16 protein-coding genes are annotated in these 16,609 nt (G+C 69.2%); 5 read left to right on the forward strand and 11 right to left on the reverse strand.

Annotation, left to right across the window (positions count from 1 at the left end; all coding sequences use genetic code 11):
- Positions 1 to 19: 19 nt before the first annotated feature.
- From ACRXBZ_RS06960 to ACRXBZ_RS07005, 10 genes are all read right to left on the reverse strand, one after another.
- The gene (locus tag ACRXBZ_RS06960; protein WP_433878330.1) at positions 20 to 643 is read right to left on the reverse strand and encodes a DNA-3-methyladenine glycosylase; all 624 of its coding nucleotides are present in this window, start codon (positions 641 to 643) and stop codon (positions 20 to 22) included.
- A 342-nt stretch (positions 644 to 985) separates the two neighbouring features.
- Positions 986 to 2,407 (reverse strand): argininosuccinate lyase, encoded by a 1,422-nt coding sequence (gene argH, locus ACRXBZ_RS06965; protein ID WP_433878331.1) that lies wholly within the window; start codon positions 2,405 to 2,407, stop codon positions 986 to 988.
- A 221-nt stretch (positions 2,408 to 2,628) separates the two neighbouring features.
- Positions 2,629 to 3,186 (reverse strand): arginine repressor, encoded by a 558-nt coding sequence (locus ACRXBZ_RS06970; RefSeq protein WP_433878332.1) that lies wholly within the window; start codon positions 3,184 to 3,186, stop codon positions 2,629 to 2,631.
- The gene (gene argF, locus ACRXBZ_RS06975; RefSeq protein WP_433878333.1) at positions 3,183 to 4,109 is read right to left on the reverse strand and encodes an ornithine carbamoyltransferase; all 927 of its coding nucleotides are present in this window, start codon (positions 4,107 to 4,109) and stop codon (positions 3,183 to 3,185) included. The genes ACRXBZ_RS06970 and argF overlap by 4 nt, the downstream gene beginning before the upstream one ends.
- Positions 4,109 to 5,299 (reverse strand): acetylornithine transaminase, encoded by a 1,191-nt coding sequence (locus ACRXBZ_RS06980; RefSeq protein ID WP_433878334.1) that lies wholly within the window; start codon positions 5,297 to 5,299, stop codon positions 4,109 to 4,111. The genes argF and ACRXBZ_RS06980 overlap by 1 nt, the downstream gene beginning before the upstream one ends.
- Positions 5,299 to 6,216, reverse strand: coding sequence for an acetylglutamate kinase (gene argB, locus ACRXBZ_RS06985; RefSeq protein ID WP_190823291.1), 918 nt, complete (start codon positions 6,214 to 6,216; stop codon positions 5,299 to 5,301). The genes ACRXBZ_RS06980 and argB overlap by 1 nt, the downstream gene beginning before the upstream one ends.
- Entirely contained in the window at positions 6,213 to 7,373 is a 1,161-nt protein-coding gene (gene argJ / locus ACRXBZ_RS06990; RefSeq protein ID WP_433878335.1) for a bifunctional glutamate N-acetyltransferase/amino-acid acetyltransferase ArgJ, read from the reverse strand. The genes argB and argJ overlap by 4 nt, the downstream gene beginning before the upstream one ends.
- Before the next feature lie 67 nt (positions 7,374 to 7,440).
- A complete protein-coding gene (locus ACRXBZ_RS06995; RefSeq protein ID WP_433878336.1) occupies positions 7,441 to 7,839 on the reverse strand; it encodes an ACT domain-containing protein in 399 nt (132 codons plus the stop codon).
- Complete coding sequence (argC, locus tag ACRXBZ_RS07000; RefSeq protein WP_433878337.1) at positions 7,836 to 8,864, reverse strand: N-acetyl-gamma-glutamyl-phosphate reductase; 1,029 nt, start codon at positions 8,862 to 8,864, stop codon at positions 7,836 to 7,838. The genes ACRXBZ_RS06995 and argC overlap by 4 nt, the downstream gene beginning before the upstream one ends.
- A gap of 108 nt (positions 8,865 to 8,972) precedes the next feature.
- Positions 8,973 to 9,275 (reverse strand): hypothetical protein, encoded by a 303-nt coding sequence (locus ACRXBZ_RS07005; RefSeq protein ID WP_433878338.1) that lies wholly within the window; start codon positions 9,273 to 9,275, stop codon positions 8,973 to 8,975.
- A 138-nt stretch (positions 9,276 to 9,413) separates the two neighbouring features.
- On the opposite strand from ACRXBZ_RS07005, the gene ACRXBZ_RS07010 reads away from it, so the two are divergent.
- On the forward strand, positions 9,414 to 10,247 hold the full coding sequence (locus ACRXBZ_RS07010; RefSeq protein ID WP_433878339.1) for a helix-turn-helix domain-containing protein: 834 nt from the start codon (positions 9,414 to 9,416) through the stop codon (positions 10,245 to 10,247).
- A gap of 16 nt (positions 10,248 to 10,263) precedes the next feature.
- Complete coding sequence (locus ACRXBZ_RS07015) at positions 10,264 to 10,455, forward strand: DUF397 domain-containing protein (protein WP_433878340.1); 192 nt, start codon at positions 10,264 to 10,266, stop codon at positions 10,453 to 10,455.
- 110 nt (positions 10,456 to 10,565) lie between these two features.
- Here the strand turns inward: ACRXBZ_RS07015 and ACRXBZ_RS07020 are convergent, their stop codons facing one another.
- Complete coding sequence (locus ACRXBZ_RS07020) at positions 10,566 to 11,534, reverse strand: plasmid pRiA4b ORF-3 family protein (RefSeq protein ID WP_433883816.1); 969 nt, start codon at positions 11,532 to 11,534, stop codon at positions 10,566 to 10,568.
- 278 nt (positions 11,535 to 11,812) lie between these two features.
- Here ACRXBZ_RS07020 and ACRXBZ_RS07025 point away from each other — a divergent pair, with 278 nt between their 5' ends.
- The 3 genes from ACRXBZ_RS07025 (at position 11,813) to ACRXBZ_RS07035 (ending at position 16,373) form a co-directional block, all read left to right on the forward strand.
- Positions 11,813 to 13,537, forward strand: a complete 1,725-nt coding sequence (locus tag ACRXBZ_RS07025) for a DEAD/DEAH box helicase (RefSeq protein ID WP_433878341.1) — start codon at positions 11,813 to 11,815, stop codon at positions 13,535 to 13,537.
- On the forward strand, positions 13,534 to 15,489 hold the full coding sequence (locus ACRXBZ_RS07030) for a hypothetical protein (RefSeq protein WP_433878342.1): 1,956 nt from the start codon (positions 13,534 to 13,536) through the stop codon (positions 15,487 to 15,489). The genes ACRXBZ_RS07025 and ACRXBZ_RS07030 overlap by 4 nt, the downstream gene beginning before the upstream one ends.
- Positions 15,490 to 15,788: 299 nt before the next feature.
- Positions 15,789 to 16,373 (forward strand): GNAT family N-acetyltransferase, encoded by a 585-nt coding sequence (locus ACRXBZ_RS07035; protein WP_433878343.1) that lies wholly within the window; start codon positions 15,789 to 15,791, stop codon positions 16,371 to 16,373.
- Positions 16,374 to 16,609: the final 236 nt, after the last annotated feature.

A 16,609-nucleotide genomic window follows, 5' to 3' on the forward strand; every position in this document is an offset into this window, starting at 1 on the left:
CGCATCCCCGCAACCGGGTTTACGTCCGGGCCTGGATGCGGCGACGCCCGCCACGCCGGTACGAGCTGACCGCCGAGGAGCCGTCCACCCAGGTCCGCCACGGCAGGTCCATCGCCGCGGCGACGCCCACCCGGGGCCCGCTGCGGATGTCGTCCTCGCCGACCAAGGTGCCGTTGTACAGCCGGATCGGCGACTCCGGACTGGTGAGGTCGACGCCGTTGTGCTCGCGGGTGATCCCGAGCACCCCGGCCAGCCGAGCGGGCCCGCTGGCGAGCTGGACATCCTTGCGGACCGCTGGCCGCCGGGAGCGGGCGAGCTCGGTACCCGTGGTGACCTCCCCGGCGCGCAGCAGGACCGCGCCGGGGACACCGTCGGTGAGGCACACGACGTTGATGCAGAAGTGCATCCCGTAGACGAAGTACACGTACAGGTGACCGGCCGGGCCGAACATCACCGCGTTGCGCTCGGTGCGCCCGCGGTAGCAGTGCGACGCGGGGTCGTCCATGCCGCGGTAGGCCTCGACCTCGACCAGGCGCACGCCGACCTCGCCCTGCGGGCTCGTCGATCGCAGTTCGCAGCCGAGCAACCGGCGGGCCACCCACAGCGGATCGAGGGCGAGTTCGTCGCGTGTCACCTGGCTCACATGCCTGACCCTACCGGTCGTGCCCAAACCGTGATCACCTGATCTCCAATCTGCGGATGCCCCGTCCTTCAGGGTGGGGAGGAGCAGATCTCGCGTGTCGGTCGCGTAGCGACCGCTGATAGTCTTGATTTCGGTAGGTGAGACCTACCACCCCCACGCAAGTGGGAAAACCCGAGCAAGTACGTGGGTACCGCTGGTCGAGCGGGAACCCGGACCACCCCGGTCCGAACGCCTGAGTGAGATCGTGTGAGACCGAACCGCCACGGTGGGGACGCTGCGGTCGTTGAAGCAGGAAACTCAGTCCGCGAGGACTGAATCTCCTTCCTTCAGGGAGGAGAGAAGTCAATTGGAGAGCCACTCGCGATGTTGCCGCACTCCGGCGACAACGCGTTCGCGCTGCTCGGCGACCCTGTTCGGAGCGGTGCCGCCATGCGCGTCGCGGGAGGCGATCGAGCCCTCGACGGTCAGCACCTCGCGTACCTGCGGGGTGAGCGCCGGGTTGGCCGCGGCGAGCTCCTCGTCGGTCAGTTCCTCAAGTCCGACGCCGCGGGCCTCGGCGGTGCGCACGCACTCCCCCGACGCCTCGTGCGCGACGCGGAACGGGACTCCCTGGCGCACCAGCCACTCCGCGATGTCGGTGGCGAGGGTGAAGCCGGCGGGCGCAAGCTCGGCGAGCCGTTCGGTGTGGAAGGTCAGGGTGCCGAGCATGCCCGCCATCGCGGGCAGCAGCAGTTCCAGCTGCTCTACGGAGTCGAAGACCGGCTCCTTGTCCTCCTGCAGGTCCCGGTTGTAGGCCAGCGGCTGCGCCTTCAGTGTGGCCAGCAGCCCGCTGAGGTTGCCGATGAGCCGCCCGGACTTGCCACGGGCCAGCTCGGCGACGTCCGGGTTCTTCTTCTGCGGCATGATCGAACTGCCGGTGGCCCAGGCGTCGTCGAGGGTCACATAGCCGAATTCGGCGGTGTTCCAGATGATCACCTCTTCGGCGATGCGCGAGAGGTTCACGCCCAGCATCGCGAGGCAGAACGCGGCCTCGGCGGCGAAGTCGCGCGAAGCGGTGCCGTCGATGGAGTTGTCGACGGCGCCGGCGAAGCCGAGCTCGGCGGCGACGGCCTGCGGGTCGAGCCCGAGCGAGGAGCCCGCCAGGGCACCCGAGCCGTAGGGCGAGTAGGCGGTGCGGGCGTCCCAGTCGCGGAAGCGCTGGACGTCGCGGAGCAGCGCCTGGCAGTGCGCAAGGAGGTGGTGCGCCAGCAGCACCGGTTGCGCATGCTGCAGGTGGGTGCGGCCGGGCAGCACCGCCTCGGGGTGTTCGGTGGCCTGGGCGACGAGGGCGTCGACGATGTCGAGGACGCCCGCGACGACGCGGCGGTTGGCGTCGCGCAGCCACATCCGGAACAGGGTGGCGACCTGGTCGTTCCTGGAGCGGCCGGCGCGCAGCTTGCCGCCGAGTTCCGGGCCGACGCGTTCCAGCAGACCGCGTTCGAGGGCAGTGTGCACGTCTTCGTCGTCGATCACCGGCTGGAAGGTGCCCGCCTCGACGTCGGCGGCCAGGGTGTCCAGGCCCGCGAGCATCCGCTCGAGTTCGTCGGCGGTGAGCAGCCCGGCGCCGTGCAGCACGCGGGCGTGGGCTCGGGAGCCGGCGATGTCGTAGGGCGCCAGGCGCCAGTCGAAGTGGGTCGACAGGCTCAGCGCGGCCATCGCTTCGGCCGGGCCGGAGGCGAACCGGCCGCCCCAGAGCTTGGTGGACTCGCTGCCTTGCTGCGTCACGGTGTCCCCTCAGTCGTGTCAGGTTGTTGCTGTCGGTGCGGTTTGTGCCGGGGGTGCCAATTTCGTGAGAAATTGACGTTCACCCGGGTGACGGTCAAATTCTCGCGAAATTGCGCTCCCACCGGGTGATGGGGTGGTGGGCGCGGCTCTTCTTCGGGATCGCGGTCGTTGCCCTTGCCGGTGCAGCCTTGCACGACGGTGCCGACGACGGCACGACCCGCTCACTCATCGTCTTGGTCCCTAGGACCCTGCCCCCTGCCGTCCACCGTGGGCCGGGCTTCGGCGTCCACTTCGGACTGCCGTTCCCCGGCTGCCATCTCGGTGAACCGCTCGGCCAGCTGGTGCCCGGTGAGGGGCTCGCGGGCGACGATCATCACGGTGTCGTCGCCCGCGATGGAACCGACCACCTCCGGCAGCGCGGCCCGGTCTATGGCGCTGGCCAGGAACTGCGCCGCGCCCGGCGGGGTGCGCAACACGGTCAGGTTGCCCGCCCCGTCGGCCCCGACGAGCAGTTCGCCGAGCAGTCGGCTCAGCCGCGAGGTGCCGCCCTGCACACCGCGGACCGGGCTGCCGTCCTCGGGGATGACGTAGACCGCCGCGCCGCCGTCGGCGCCCCGCAGCTTGACCGCGCCGAGCTCGTCAAGGTCCCGGGACAGCGTCGCCTGGGTGACCTCGATGCCGTCGCCGGCGAGCAGCTTGGCCAGTTCGGTCTGGCTGCGGATGCCCATCGACGCGACCAGTTCGACGATGCGGGCCTGCCGCGCGACCCGGGTCGTCATGGTCGTCGCACCAGCCACGCCAGCAGCGCCTTCTGCGCGTGCAGGCGGTTCTCTGCCTCGTCGAACACCACGCTGGCCGGGCCGTCGATCACCTCGTCGGTGATTTCCATGCCGCGGTGCGCGGGCAGGCAGTGCAGGACGCTCGTGCCGGCCTTGCCGGTGGCGGCCAGCAGCTCGGAGTTGACCTGGAACGGCCGGAACGGGCTGACCCGGTCCTTGCCGTCGTTCTCCTGCCCCATCGACGTCCAGGAGTCGGTGACCAGCACGTCCGAGCCCTCGACCGCGCCGTTCGGGGTGTTGAACAGCTCGACCGAGCCGCCGGTCTCGGCGGCGCGCTTCTTGGCCGCGTCCAGCACCCAGTCCAGCGGCCGGAAGCCCTCCGGCGCGCCGACGCGGACGTGCATGCCTGCGGTGGCACCCCCGACCATCAGCGAGTGCGCCATGTTGTTGGCGCCGTCGCCGAGGTAGGTCAGGGTCAGCCCGGCGAGCTTGCCGTGCCGTTCCCGGATGGTCTGCAGGTCGGCGAGCACCTGGCAGGGGTGGAACTCGTCGGTGAGCGCGTTGATCACGGGCACGCGGGACGCCGAGGCCATGGCGTCGATGCGGGCCTGCTCGAAGGTCCGCCACACCACGGCGTCGACGTAACGGGACAGCACCCGGGAGGTGTCCTCGATGGTCTCCTCGCGGCCGAGCTGCATCATCCGCCCGTCCACGACGACCGGCTGGCCGCCGAGCTGGGCGATGCCGACCTCGAAGGAGAGGCGGGTGCGGGTGGAGTTCTTCTCGAAGATCACCGCGATCGACTTGGGCCCGGCCAGCGCGTCGGAGCCGAGCGGGTCGGCCTTGAACTGGTCGGCGAGGTCGAGGACCTCGGCCTGTTCGTCGGGCGTGAGGTCATCGTCGCGGAGGAAGTGCCGGGGCATCAGGGGTTCTCCTTGGCAGCGTCGAGCCAGGCGGGCAGGTCGGCGAGCAGCCGCTGCACCTGCTCGGGGCGCACGATCAGTGGTGGGGCCAGCCGGATCGCGTCGGGCTGGATGGGGTTGATCAGGTAGCCGGTGTCCTGCGCGGCGGCGGCGATCTTGGCCGACACCGGCTCGGTGAGACCGATGCCGACGAGCAGGCCCGCGCCGCGCACCTCGCCAATCAGCGGGTGGTCGAGCTGCTGCAGGCCGGTGACCAGGTCCTTGCCGACCTGCTCGACGTGTTCGAGCAGCCCGTCGGCGGCGATGGTGTCCAGCACCGCCAGCGCCGCGGCGCAGACCACCGGGTTGCCGCCGAAAGTGGTGCCGTGCTGGCCGGGGTGCAGCAGGTCGCCGGCGGCGCCGAGGCCGATGCAGGCGCCGATCGGCAGGCCGCCGCCGAGGCCCTTGGCCAGGGTGATCACGTCGGGCAAGACGCCCGCGCGCTGGAAGGCGAACCACGAGCCGGTGCGGCCGATGCCGGTCTGCACCTCGTCGAACACCAGCAGCGCGCCGTTGCGGGTGGCGATCTCCCGGGCTGCCTGCAGGTAGCCCTCGGGCGGCACGACCACGCCGTTCTCGCCCTGGATGGGCTCCAGGAAGACCGCCGCGGTGTTGTCGTCCACTTCGGACTCGAGCGCGGCCACGTCGCCGTAAGGCAAGTGCACGACTCCGGGCGGCATCGGCTCGAAGGGCTGCTGCTTGGCGGGCTGGCCGGTGAGCGCCAGGGCACCCATGGTGCGGCCGTGGAAGCCGCCGTGAGCGGCGACCAGCTTGGCCCGGCCGGTCAGCCGCGCGATCTTGAACGCGACCTCGTTGGCCTCGGCACCGGAGTTGCAGAACAGCACCCGCCCCTGGCCGGTCGCGCCGGCGAGGTCCAGCAGCCGTTCGGCGAGCTTGAGGCCCAGCTCGTGCACGTAGAGGTTGGAGACGTGGCCGAGCTTGCCGATCTGCGCGGTGACGGCCTGCACCACGGCGGGGTGCGCGTGGCCGAGCGCGTTGACCGCGATGCCGCTGAGGAAGTCCAGGTAGGTCTTGCCGTCTGCGTCGGTCACCTCGGCGCCCGAGCCGCTGACGAGGGTCAGCTTGGGGGTGCCGTAGTTGTCCATCATGGACGCTTGCCAGCGCTGCGCTCCCGCGGCGTTGGTGGTCATCAGTTCTCGCCCTCCTCTGCCTGTGCCGGCAGCACCATCGTGCCGACTCCGGCGCTGGTGAATACCTCCAGCAGGACCGAGTGCGCGAGGCGGCCGTCGATGACGTGCGCCCGCGGCACCCCGCCGCGCACCGCGCGCAGGCAGGCCTCCATCTTCGGGACCATGCCGCTGGACAGGCCGGGCAGCAGTTCCGCCAGCTGGTCGGCGTCCAGGCGCGACACCAGCGACGAGCGGTCCGGCCAGTTCGTGTAGAGGCCCTCGACGTCGGTGAGCACCACGAGCTTCTCGGCACCGAGCGCGACTGCCAGCGCCCCGGCGGCGGTGTCGGCATTGACGTTGTGCACCACGCCGTTGACGTCGGGGGCGACGGTGGAGACGACCGGGATGCGACCGGCCTTGATCAAGTCGAGCACCGCGTCGGCGTTGACCGACACCACGTCGCCGACGAGCCCGACGTCCACGGCCTCGCCGTCGACCGTCGCGGTGCGGCGCTCGGCGGTGAACAGCCGGGCGTCCTCGCCGGACATGCCGACCGCGAACGGCCCGTTCTGGTTGATCAGCCCGACGAGCTCCCGCCCGACCTGGCCGACCAGCACCATGCGCACCACGTCCATGGTCTCCGGGGAGGTCACCCGCAGGCCGCCGCGGAACTCGCCTTCCAGGCCGAGCCGGTCGAGCATCGCGGTGATCTGCGGGCCGCCGCCGTGCACCACCACCGGGTGCAGCCCGGCGAGCCGCAGGAACACCATGTCGTGCGCGAAGGCACGCTTGAGCTCGTCGTCGATCATCGCGTTGCCGCCGTACTTGACCACGACGGTCGCGCCGTGGAAGCGCTGCAGCCACGGGAGTGCCTCGACGAGGACGCTGGCCTTCTCGGCCGCGGTGGCCAGCCGGTCGCTGGTTTCTTGCTGGGTCATGACGAGTAAGCGCTGTTCTCTTCGACGTAATCGTGGGACAGGTCGGTGGTCAGGATGGTCGCCGCGTGCTCGCCGAGGTGCAGGTCCACGACGATCTCGATGGCGCGGCCGGACAGGTCCGCCGCGCTGCGGTCGCGGGCCTTGGTGCCGTCGGCGTAGAGCGTGACGCCGTTGGTGGCGATCTCCAGCTTGGCCACGTCGATCTCGGCGTCGACCCGGCCGAGCGCCATCGCGATCCGACCCCAGTTCGGGTCGGAGCCGAACATCGCGGTCTTGACCAGGTTGTCCTCGGCGATGGTGCGGCCGATGGCGACCGCGTCGGCCTCGCTGGCCGCGCCGCGCACGGTGATGTCGATTGTCTTGGTGGCGCCCTCGGCGTCGTCCTGCAGCTGGCGGACCAGGTCCGTGCAGACCGCGGTGAGCAGCTCGGTGAAGTCCTCTTTGGACGGTTCGACCCCGGAGGCACCGGATGCCAGCACCAGCACGGTGTCGTTGGTGGAGGTGCCGCCGTCGACGTCCAACCGGTCGAAGGTGACCCGGGTGGACGCGCGCAGCGCCTCGTCGAGGTCGTCGCCGCCGATCATCGCGTCGGTGGTGATGACGCTGAGCATGGTGGCCAGGTTCGGCGCGAGCATCCCGGCGCCCTTGGCGAAGCCGCCGATCGACCAGCCCGCGTCGTGCTTCCCGAGAGCCTGCTTGGGTTTGCTGTCGGTGGTGAGCACGGCGGTGGCCGCGTCGAGACCGGCTTGGTCGTCGTTCGCCAGCGCCTTGGCTGCGGTGTCCACGCCTGACAGCAGCGCGTCCATCGGCAGCCGCTCGCCGATCAGGCCGGTGGAGCAGACCGCGACCTCGATGGCGCCGACGCCCAGCACGTCGGCCACCTTCTCGGCGGTGGCGTGGGTGTCCTGGAAGCCCTCCGGGCCGGTGCAGGCGTTGGCGCAGCCGGAGTTGAGCACCACCGAGCGAAGCTTGCGCTCCTTGAGCACCTGCTGCGACCACAGCACCGGTGCCGCCTTGACCTTGTTGGTGGTGAACACCCCGGCCGCGGCCTGCTGCGGGCCGTCGTTGACGACCAGCGCGACATCACGCGCGCCCGCGGCCTTGATCCCGGCGGCGACACCGGCCGCCCGGAAACCGGCAGGTCCGGTCACGCTCATTGGCTCTCCTCTGCTTTGCGGGACACCCGCACCCGGGGCATCTTGCGGAACAGGCGGCTTACCACGCTCATAACGTCGCCTCGACAACGTGCCCGGCGGCGGTCAGGACGTCGGCGGCCCTCTCCGCGGCGTCCGCGGGCACCAGGATCCAGTCGGTGTCGAAAGTGGACAGCGTGAAGACGCTGATCCCGGCTTCGGCCAGCGGCACCAGCAGCGCGGCCAGGATTCCGGTCAACGCGAACTCCAGCGGCCCGGCGACCTCCAGCGCCCGGAACGGGCCCTCGACCCGCACGTCGGGACCGGCCTCGGCGGCCAGCGAATGCGGGAAGACGATGGTGCGGCCCGCCCCGGTGGTCAGGCTGCCGTGGATCGGCGTGGTGCCACCGGTCAGGGCCAGGTTGGCGTGCGCCGGAACCATGCCGACCGCCAGCGGCTCGGCGTGCAGCCGGAGCTTGAGCTCGGTCATGGCGCCACCCCGACGGTCGGCAGCCCGGTGGTCTCCGGCAGGCCGACCGCGAGGTTCATACACTGCACGGCACCACCGGCGGTGCCCTTGGTGAGGTTGTCCTCGGCGCCGACGATGATCAGCCGCCCGGCGTCCGGGTCCACCGCCAGCTGCAGGTGGACGGTGTTCGCGCCCAGCGTGGCGGAGGTCTGCGGCCAGTGGCCCTCGGGCAGCACGTGCACGAACGGCTCGTCGCCGTAGACGTCGAGGTAGACCTTGCGCGCGGCGGCCGCGTCAGCGCCCTCGCGCAGCGGAGCGGAGCAGGTGGCGAGGATGCCGCGCGGCATCGGAGCGAGGACCGGGGTGAACGACACCTTCACCGGCTCCCCCGCCGCGGCGCTGAGGTTCTGGATCAGCTCCGGCGTGTGCCGGTGTGCGCCGCCCACGCCGTAGACGCTGGCGGAACCCATCACCTCGGCGGAGAGCAGGTGCGGCTTGAGCGCGCGGCCGGCACCGGAGGTGCCGGTGACCGCGACGACGACAGCGTCCGGCTCGACGAGCCCGGCGGCGAGCGCCGGGACGAGCGCCAGCGAGGACACCGTCGGGAAGCAGCCGGGGACGGCGACGCGGCGGGAGCCGCGGATCCGGTCGCGGGCGCCGGGGAGCTCGGGGATGCCGTAGGGCCAGGTGCCGGGGTGTTCGCCGCCGTACCAGCGGGCCCAGTCGGTGGGATCGTTGAGCCGGTGGTCGGCGCCGCAGTCGATGACGGTGGTGTCCTCGCCGAGCTCGGCGGCGATGGCTGCGGAGTGGCCGTGCGGGAGCGCGAGGAAGACGACGTCGTGCCCGGCGAGTTCGGCGGTCGTGGTCTCGGTGAGCACGCGGTCCACCAGCGGCAGCAGGTTCGGGTGGTGCTGCCCGAGCTTGCTCCCGGCGTTCCCGCCCGCGGTCAACGCGCCGATCTCCACCTGCGGGTGCGACAGCAGAAGGCGGAGCAGTTCCCCGCCCGCGTACCCGCTTGCACCGGCAACAGCCACTCGAACCGTCATGCGGATGATTATGCACTCCGATGCAACATTAATCAAACGGGCGTTCGGGCGTGCACCTAGTCGTGAGTGCGTAGCCGGGCTCCGGCCCGATTACGCACTCACGACCCGTCAGAGCCAGACCAGGCGGAGGTCGCGGATCAGCGAGAAGCACTCCAGGGCGCCTTCGGCCGAGTCGGAGTTGCCCGTCCAGCCGTGTGGACTGACGAACACCGCACCCAGGCCATCGCCGCCCGGAGCACGGCAGAAGTCCAAGCCCCACAGGTAGATCCGCGCGGCGGCGACCTTGTCGCCGTCACGGTCGACTTCGCACAGCGCGAACTTCTTCGGCTGGTACGCCCCGGCCAGGTCCTCCAGCACCGCCGGAAGCTCGTCCTCACCCCAAGGCCCCAGCGAAAAACGCCGCTCCAACATCCCGACTCCCATCTGCCGATCAATGTGGAGCCGAATTTAGTAGGAATCATTCCAGTAGTCATTTACCGAATCAGGTGATCCACTAGGGACCCTCCACCTGCCAGGATGTACCGCATGCCGCCGTCACCTGATCCACGCATGCTGCGCATCCAGCTCGGCATCGAACTGCGCCGCCTCCGCGAACAAGTAGACCGAAGCACGTTCGAAGCGGCGGACGTCCTCGGCTGCAAGCAACCGAAGATCAGCAAGATCGAGAACGGCCATCAGGGCATGAAACCGGACGAAGTTGCGAAACTGCTCGACTTCTACGGCGCAACCGCGAAACAGCGCAAGTACCTGCTCGGCCTCGCCGAACGCCTCCCCAAGCGAGCCAGGCCGAAGGTATACCACCGGGATTCCGTTCCGGACTGGGTGCAGCGATTCTTCGCTCTTGAATCCGAAGCAACGGAGATGAAGATCTACGAAGTGGAGATCATCACTGGTCTCTTCCAGACCGAGGACTACGCCCGCGCGACGTTGCGCGCATGGGAGCCGGCTGCTGACCCGCGTCTGGTGGAGAGTCACGTAAAAACCCGGATGGAGCGACAAGCAGTGCTCACACGGACCAATCGGCCGCTGGACCTCCAGGTAGTGCTGGCCGAGTCCGCTTTGCACCGCGTTCAGGGCAGCAACGACATCATGCGCGAGCAGCTCGATCACCTGCTGGAAGTCTCGGAACTTCCGAACATTAGACTGCAGGTCTTGGCGTTCGAATCGAGCCGGATTGCGGTTACTTCGTCAGTTGCGTTGATGCACCTCGCCGACCAGCAAGTTTCGACGGTGTACCTCGAAGACTTCTTCGGTGCCACTTACCTCTGGGAACCAGCGGAATACACTCGGTACAGCGTCATCTTCGAGCGACTGAGTGCTGCCGCGCTGCCTGTTCCGGAGACGCGACAACTCATCGCTCGCGTGATCAAGAAATACCGGTGACCGTCGGGAGGAAAACGTGCCCGTCTTAGACCTTGACCGCGCCGTATGGCGCAAGAGCAGCTACAGCCAGGGCAATGGCGGCGTGTGTGTCGAAGTGGCTGTCCAGCCGGCTGTTGTCGGTGTTCGGGACTCGAAGGATCCTGATGGTCCTGTGCTGGTCTTCGGCCCTGGCGCCTTTGCGCGGTTCCTCGGCACTTTGAAGCGTTAGGCGCACGGACCTGCTGGTTAGGGCCCGTGAGTGTTTTCGGGTGCTATAGCGCCCAAAAGTACTCACGGGCTCACCGGCACCGCACGGCGCAGCCAGAGTGGCGCCCGGTGTCAGCTGGTGCCGGGAATCCTGATCGCGGCCAGTACGGAGTTGATCGCCTCCAGATCGACGGCGGCCGGATCGAATGATTCGCCGAGCACATCCTCGTAGTTGTCGCGGTCGGGATGCCGGGGGCCGGTCATCGCGTCGAGAAGACGCTGGTAGCCGTAGATGCCGCCGCAGTCCTCGGGCGGTCCGGCACGATCGGCGTCCAGGCATAGCACGCGGGCTTCGCCTTCGGCCGGTTCGATGGCCTCCACCACGAGATCATGGATCCAGTCGTCGCCGAAATCGTAGGTGTAGCGCACCCGGTCGCCCTGGCGCGGGGCGACGAGGCTGAGCGTCGCCCGGCGTTCGTCATGGACACCGCGCGTGGATCCGCCGCTGACATCGGTGTAGCGCCTGCCCTTAGCCTCGAACTCATGCAGGTGCCAGCCCTCCCAGCCGAAAGAGACCTGGAGGATGTGGTGCAGCTCATCGAGCGGTGTGTCACCGGGCAGGGAAAGCCGTCGCCAGATCGACGGTTCGCTGCCGGCGATACCAACCTTGATCTGGTACGCGGTGTCGCTGCGCCGGACACGTGTGTTCACGGGCTCTTGGCCCAGGTCGTTCAATGTCCGCCGGTAGGCATCGAGATCGACCGGTCCAGAGCCGGTCAGGGCGCCGTACAGATATTCGACGCCCACGTTCATCAGCTCGTGCAACACGTCATGCCGGTCCATCCCGAGATCCAGCAGCCGGCGGGCGGCGTGCCACGCTTCGATCGGCTCACCGTCCCACAACTGGTTCGCGACCATCTCGTGCAGCGCCACGTGCAGCCGCGGGTTGACCCCGTCGATCTCCCCTTCCCACGACGGATCCTCCAGCGCCCGGCGGTATTCCGGATGCTCTCTCATGATCAGGATGTCGCGCTCGTCGGGGTCGACAGGGTTGAGCCTGCCGAAATCCGCGCCGCGGAAGGTGGCGTCGCGGTTGGGCACGGCGAACAACCGCCGGTCCAGGATGTCCTTGACTTCCGCCTTGGACAACACCGGCGAAAGGTCGCTCAGGTATGCCGCCGCATCGAATTCGGTCCCGGGCAACGGCGCCCCGAACAGCGATCCGGACGGATGGGCGCGGTGTTCACCGGTCTTCCGTCGGCCTTTCGCGGGTTTGCGCTTGCGTCCCTTACTCACCGGACTCACCTGGATAGCCTCCCACAACACCGTCGCAGCACCGCTGAGCAGGTCGACCGGTCGTCCGCGCTATGGTGGGACGGATGTTGGTGACGCAAAGCGATGATCCCGGGGACGCCGGGCCGCAAACCTTGCCCGAGACCTTGCTCAGCCTACTCGGCCAGTTGTCCCCGGCCGCGCCCGTCGACCCGGCCCGCTCGGCACTGGTGGACCAGGCGGTCTCGGTGTTGCGACGGCCCGGGTTCGACACTCTGTTGTCATTGCCGCAGTTGGCATTCGAGCCGTTCGACTACCAGCGGGAGACCGCGTCCACCGTATTGCGGCGCATGAGAGGCCGGGCGATCCTCGCCGACGAGGTCGGGCTGGGCAAGACCATCGAAGCCGGACTGATCGCCTCCGAGCTACGACTCCGGGGCTTGGCCGACCGGACATTGGTGATCACCCCAGCTGGCCTGGTCGAGCAGTGGCGGGACGAACTGGAACGCAAATTCGGCCTGCCCACCGCGATCATATCCGGCAAGGATCGGGCAATCGATGAACGCGGAAACCGGCCGGTGCTGCTGGTCTCGCTGGCCGCGGCCCGCCGGGACCCGCTGAAGGCCGAACTCACCGGCGCCGGATGGGACCTGGTGATCGCCGACGAGGCACACCGGCTGCGGTCCGCGCGCAGCGCGTCGGGAAAACTTATCCGGGCACTGAGTGCGCGGTTCCTCCTGCTGTTGACGGCCACCCCGGTGGAAAACCGCCTGCAGGATCTGTACGAGATGATTTCCCTCGTCGCGCCCGGATTGCTCGGCACGCCGGCGCAGTTCCGCTCCCGCCATGTCGCCGCCGGTGGCGACGTGAACAGCCCCCGCAACCTGGCTGAGCTGCGGAGCCGGACCCGTCAGGTGATGGTGCGCCACCGGCGCAGCGAGGTCGCGCTACGGCTACCGCAACGCCTCGCCGAAACCACGCTGGTCACCCCGGACGCCGACGAGCAGGCTCTGTATGCGGAGCTGACCGAGCGGATCCGGATCGAGGCCAAGGAAGCGCCCGCCGCACGGCGACTGGCGCTGCGCTCGGTCGCCAGGCTGGCCGGTTCCACACCGGCGGCGGCCGCGCCGACCATGACCAAACTCGGCTGGACCGATCTGGCGGCCACGGCGAAGTCGATCACCTATCCGGCCAAACTTCGCCTGCTGACGGCGAAGCTGGGCGAGTACGCGGCACGCAAGGAGAAGGTGCTGGTGTTCACCGCTTTCCGGCAGACCCTGGACACGGTCGCCGAAGCGGCACGGGCGGCGGGGATCAGCGCCGTCGTCTACCACGGCGGCCTGCCCCGGGCAGAGAAAGAGCGGGTGATCGGAGCCTTCCGCGACACCGAACAGGTGTTGCTGTCCACGGAGTCCGCCGGCGAAGGACGCAACCTCCAGTTCTGTCACGTCATGATCAACCTTGACCTGCCGTGGAACCCCATGCAGATCGAACAGCGCCTCGGCCGCCTGCACCGGGTCGGCCAGACCCACGATGTGCTGCTGACCAACCTGGCCTGCCGGGGAACCATCGAGGAACGGATCTTGCACGTTCTGGAGACCAAAATCAACATGTTCGAGCTCGTCGTCGGGGAACTCGACATGATCCTTGGCCGGATCGACGAGGATTTCGATTTCGAAAAGGCGGTGTTCGAAGCCTTCGCCTCGACCGAGAACGAATCCGCCTTCGCCCGCCGCATGGACGAAATCGGCGAAGAACTCGCGGCGGCACGCACGTCCTACGTGGCGGATCGGCGCAATGTCGATGCCCTGGTCGGGGAGGACAACGAATGACCGGCAGCCACAACCCCGCCTTCGCTTTCTGGCTGGACTACCTGGACTCCCAGGGCGGGCTGTGGGAACCCTCGGGCGAGGCGGTGCTGACGGTTCTGCCCGACCAACTGGCCGCCGCGCACGACCTGCCGGAGTCCACGCTGATCACCGATGATCCGGACATCGCCCGGGAAGATGGCGTGCAGTTCCTCGGCGCCGGACATCCCGAGATCGACAAGGCCGCCGGAGCCGTCATCGACGCCGCCGACGTCGGGACGCTCACCCTGCCCCACGGCTCGAAACCGATGTCCACCGAAGACCTGCTGGCGTTGATCCGCGACCGCATGCCTGTCGACCACGGCCGGATCGACGCGACCGGCGCACCGATCCGGACCCATCGTGCGACGCTGCGACTGGGCGCGCTGGTCAGCCACACCGTCTCGGCCGAGGAGCAGTTCACCGAAGTCTCCGAATGCCTGCTCGACGTCGCGTCGCTGATCGCCTGGCCCGAGCAAGCCGCGGCGCGGGTGCGAGACGCCATCGCCGTCACCGACACTGGGCCCGCGCGCCACGTCCCGGGAAACGCCCTGATCCCGGCGCTAGCCGCCACGCATTCGGTACTCGACGAGGCGGCCGCGTCGCGAGGCCGGGTACTGGCCCAGACGGCGGATGCCGAGCGCGCCGCCGAGACCACCCGGGCCAGCGAGTACTATGCCGCGGCGCTCGCCGCCATCGACAAACGACGCACCGATGCCGATCCAGACCGCGCGGCCCTGCTGGACGCCCGCGCCCAGGCCACGATCGCCGAGCGTGATCGACGGCTGGCCGAGATCGGCGAGAAATACCGCCACCAGCACAAGCTGCGGCCCTACCGGCTGCACATCATCGACGTGCCCGCCTGGCGTCTGACCACCGATATCCGGCGTGGCGACCGCCGCTGGCCCGTCGTCTTCGACTACCTGCCATTGGTGAGTGACCTCGCCCCCACTCGGTGCCCGAACTGCGACGCCCACGCGCCGCTGGTGGCGACCAAGACCCACCTCGGGTGCACTGTCTGTTCCCCCGCCAAAACGCCGCCGCCGCCGGCTGCGCCTGCGCCGCCATCCCGGAACCAAGCCGCCCAGCCGACGCGGGAAAAACCCGGCAAGACGCCTAAAACAGTGCCTGCGAAAGACAAGGTGGCCGCACCCCCGCGAGCCGACCGCAAGCAGCCCGTCGCCCGGCCGGCCGCCCCGGTCTCCACGGCACGCCCAAAACACCTCCCCGCCCAGCCGGTTCTGCCGGGCAAGGCCGAGGAACTAGAAGCCGCGGCATTCTGGAACTACCTCGCCGCGGGTGAAAACCGGAAACTCGCCGGGCTCATCGCTCCGGACTCTCCGCTGGCCGCTCTCACCCGCGTCTACGGCAGCGTCGGCGCCCTGCGCGGAGTCGGCGTCCCCACCGGCCACACGCTGATGAAATTCACTTGCCAGAACTACGACCATCCGGTCGCCGGACAACGCGGCGGCACCGCGGGCGCGCTTTACACCGACCACGGCGCTTTCCCGTACCTGCTGCTGTGGTCACCCGATCGGCTCCTGGAAGAAATCTTCCCCTACGCGGCCCCCTGGCATCTCGGGATGGCCGCCCGGATGAGACTCAAGCCAGTCACCCACGCTCCACCCGCGCGTCAGAAGCTTGACACCGTGGCCGGCCTCCTCCTCGACCGCACGACCGTGCGCCACGGCCTGACCTTCACCGCCCGCTGCCTGGCGGCCTGGTGGCGCCTCCCGAGCCCCGACGACCTCGTCACCCGGTTCTCACCCCGGGTCATCGCGGCGACCGTCGACCGGGCGATCCGCTACTGGTCCGGCGCCGCAAAGGCCACCTACCCCGACGCAGCCGTTGCCTTCGACGTGGACGAGTCCGCCGTCCGCAAGGCCACCGCCGTAGTCCAGAAACAACTCCGGCTCGACAGCACCCGAAACTGGTGACGCCGTACCGAGGCGCACGCGGACTCTCCTGGTCGTCGCGGTTGTCCGCCGCCGCGTGCCCGCAGTCGCGGCATGTGCAGGACGTGTTGGCCGCGGTTGTGCTGCGCCACAAAGACTCCGGAATCCGGACTTGCGCATGCTCGCCTGCGGACTTTCAGCGATCGGGCCGGCACTCTCCGCCGAACCCGGGATTTCGGGCGCATGAACGGGAACCCCGGCCTTAACGAGACGGTCCCGCGCCCGGTGTTCCGGCACCCCGCTTCAAGATCGATGGGGGCCGACCGGCATCATCGTTGCCGATGACGATGACCCCACCCCGCCCCGGCAAGGTGGCCCACCGCGATTCGACGTCGAGTCCGGTCGGTCGGCGGGTGCGGTTGCGGCGGGTCGAGCCTGCGGACCGGCGCACCCTGATGCGGTTCGACCGGGAGTCCTCGCGCGAGCACTTCCCGAAGTTCGACGGATTCCGGCATTGGGCGGCGCACCGGGCGAACCACCCGGAATCCGGCGACGACATCCAGCTCGCCATCGAGACGCTGCACGACCGGACCCTGGTCGGCTCGATGTTCACCAGCCAGGCCGAACCCGGTTCCGGCCGGTTCAGCTACGGCATCGGGATCGGCCCGCAGCACCGCCGGCGCGGCTACGCCGACGACGCGATCAGCACCCTGCTCGCGTACATGTTCGGGCGGGGCCGCTACCGCAAATGCGAGGTCGGGATCTACGACGGCAACCTCGCTTCCCTTGCGCTGCATGGCAAACTCGGCTTCCGCGAGGAAGGCCACCTGCGCGACCCGGAGTTCCTGTGCGGCGGGGCCCAGTACCTCGTGCTGATGGGCATCACCGCGACCGAGTTCGTGGCCCACAACCTCACTCGCCGATGACCGGCGGCGCCGACCCCTGCGTGCCGCAGCCGAAGAAGTCCTGCGCGGCCGCCCGTTAGCCGGACTGCTCCAAACACCGCCGGAGATACCCCTGCAGCCGGGGGAAAGATCCACTCCGGCCGCGCGCGTCAACGGGATTCGACTCGGCCCTGCCGTCCAAGGCGTTACCCCAAACAGGCTATGTCAGCCCAAAACGGTCCCAACTTTCGCATTCAGCCTTGAACATCCACTTCGAG

The sequence above is a fragment of the Saccharopolyspora hattusasensis genome, from assembly GCF_050972075.1.
In the GTDB taxonomy this organism is placed as follows: Bacteria; Actinomycetota; Actinomycetes; order Mycobacteriales; family Pseudonocardiaceae; genus Saccharopolyspora; species Saccharopolyspora hattusasensis.

Excerpts from the sequence above, each read along its gene's own strand:
- ACRXBZ_RS06970 (WP_433878332.1), bottom strand. The coding sequence starts at position 3,186 with ATGACGACCCGGGTCGCGCGGCAGGCCCGCATCGTCGAACTGGTCGCG.
- argF (WP_433878333.1), bottom strand. The coding sequence starts at position 4,109 with ATGCCCCGGCACTTCCTCCGCGACGATGACCTCACGCCCGACGAACAG.
- ACRXBZ_RS06980 (WP_433878334.1), bottom strand. The coding sequence starts at position 5,299 with ATGACCACCAACGCCGCGGGAGCGCAGCGCTGGCAAGCGTCCATGATG.
- argB (WP_190823291.1), bottom strand. The coding sequence starts at position 6,216 with ATGACCCAGCAAGAAACCAGCGACCGGCTGGCCACCGCGGCCGAGAAG.
- argJ (WP_433878335.1), bottom strand. The coding sequence starts at position 7,373 with ATGAGCGTGACCGGACCTGCCGGTTTCCGGGCGGCCGGTGTCGCCGCC.
- ACRXBZ_RS06995 (WP_433878336.1), bottom strand. The coding sequence starts at position 7,839 with ATGACCGAGCTCAAGCTCCGGCTGCACGCCGAGCCGCTGGCGGTCGGC.
- argC (WP_433878337.1), bottom strand. The coding sequence starts at position 8,864 with ATGACGGTTCGAGTGGCTGTTGCCGGTGCAAGCGGGTACGCGGGCGGG.
- ACRXBZ_RS07005 (WP_433878338.1), bottom strand. The coding sequence starts at position 9,275 with ATGTTGGAGCGGCGTTTTTCGCTGGGGCCTTGGGGTGAGGACGAGCTT.
- ACRXBZ_RS07010 (WP_433878339.1), top strand. The coding sequence starts at position 9,414 with ATGCTGCGCATCCAGCTCGGCATCGAACTGCGCCGCCTCCGCGAACAA.
- ACRXBZ_RS07025 (WP_433878341.1), top strand. The coding sequence starts at position 11,813 with ATGTTGGTGACGCAAAGCGATGATCCCGGGGACGCCGGGCCGCAAACC.
- ACRXBZ_RS07030 (WP_433878342.1), top strand. The coding sequence starts at position 13,534 with ATGACCGGCAGCCACAACCCCGCCTTCGCTTTCTGGCTGGACTACCTG.
- ACRXBZ_RS07035 (WP_433878343.1), top strand. The coding sequence starts at position 15,789 with ATGACGATGACCCCACCCCGCCCCGGCAAGGTGGCCCACCGCGATTCG.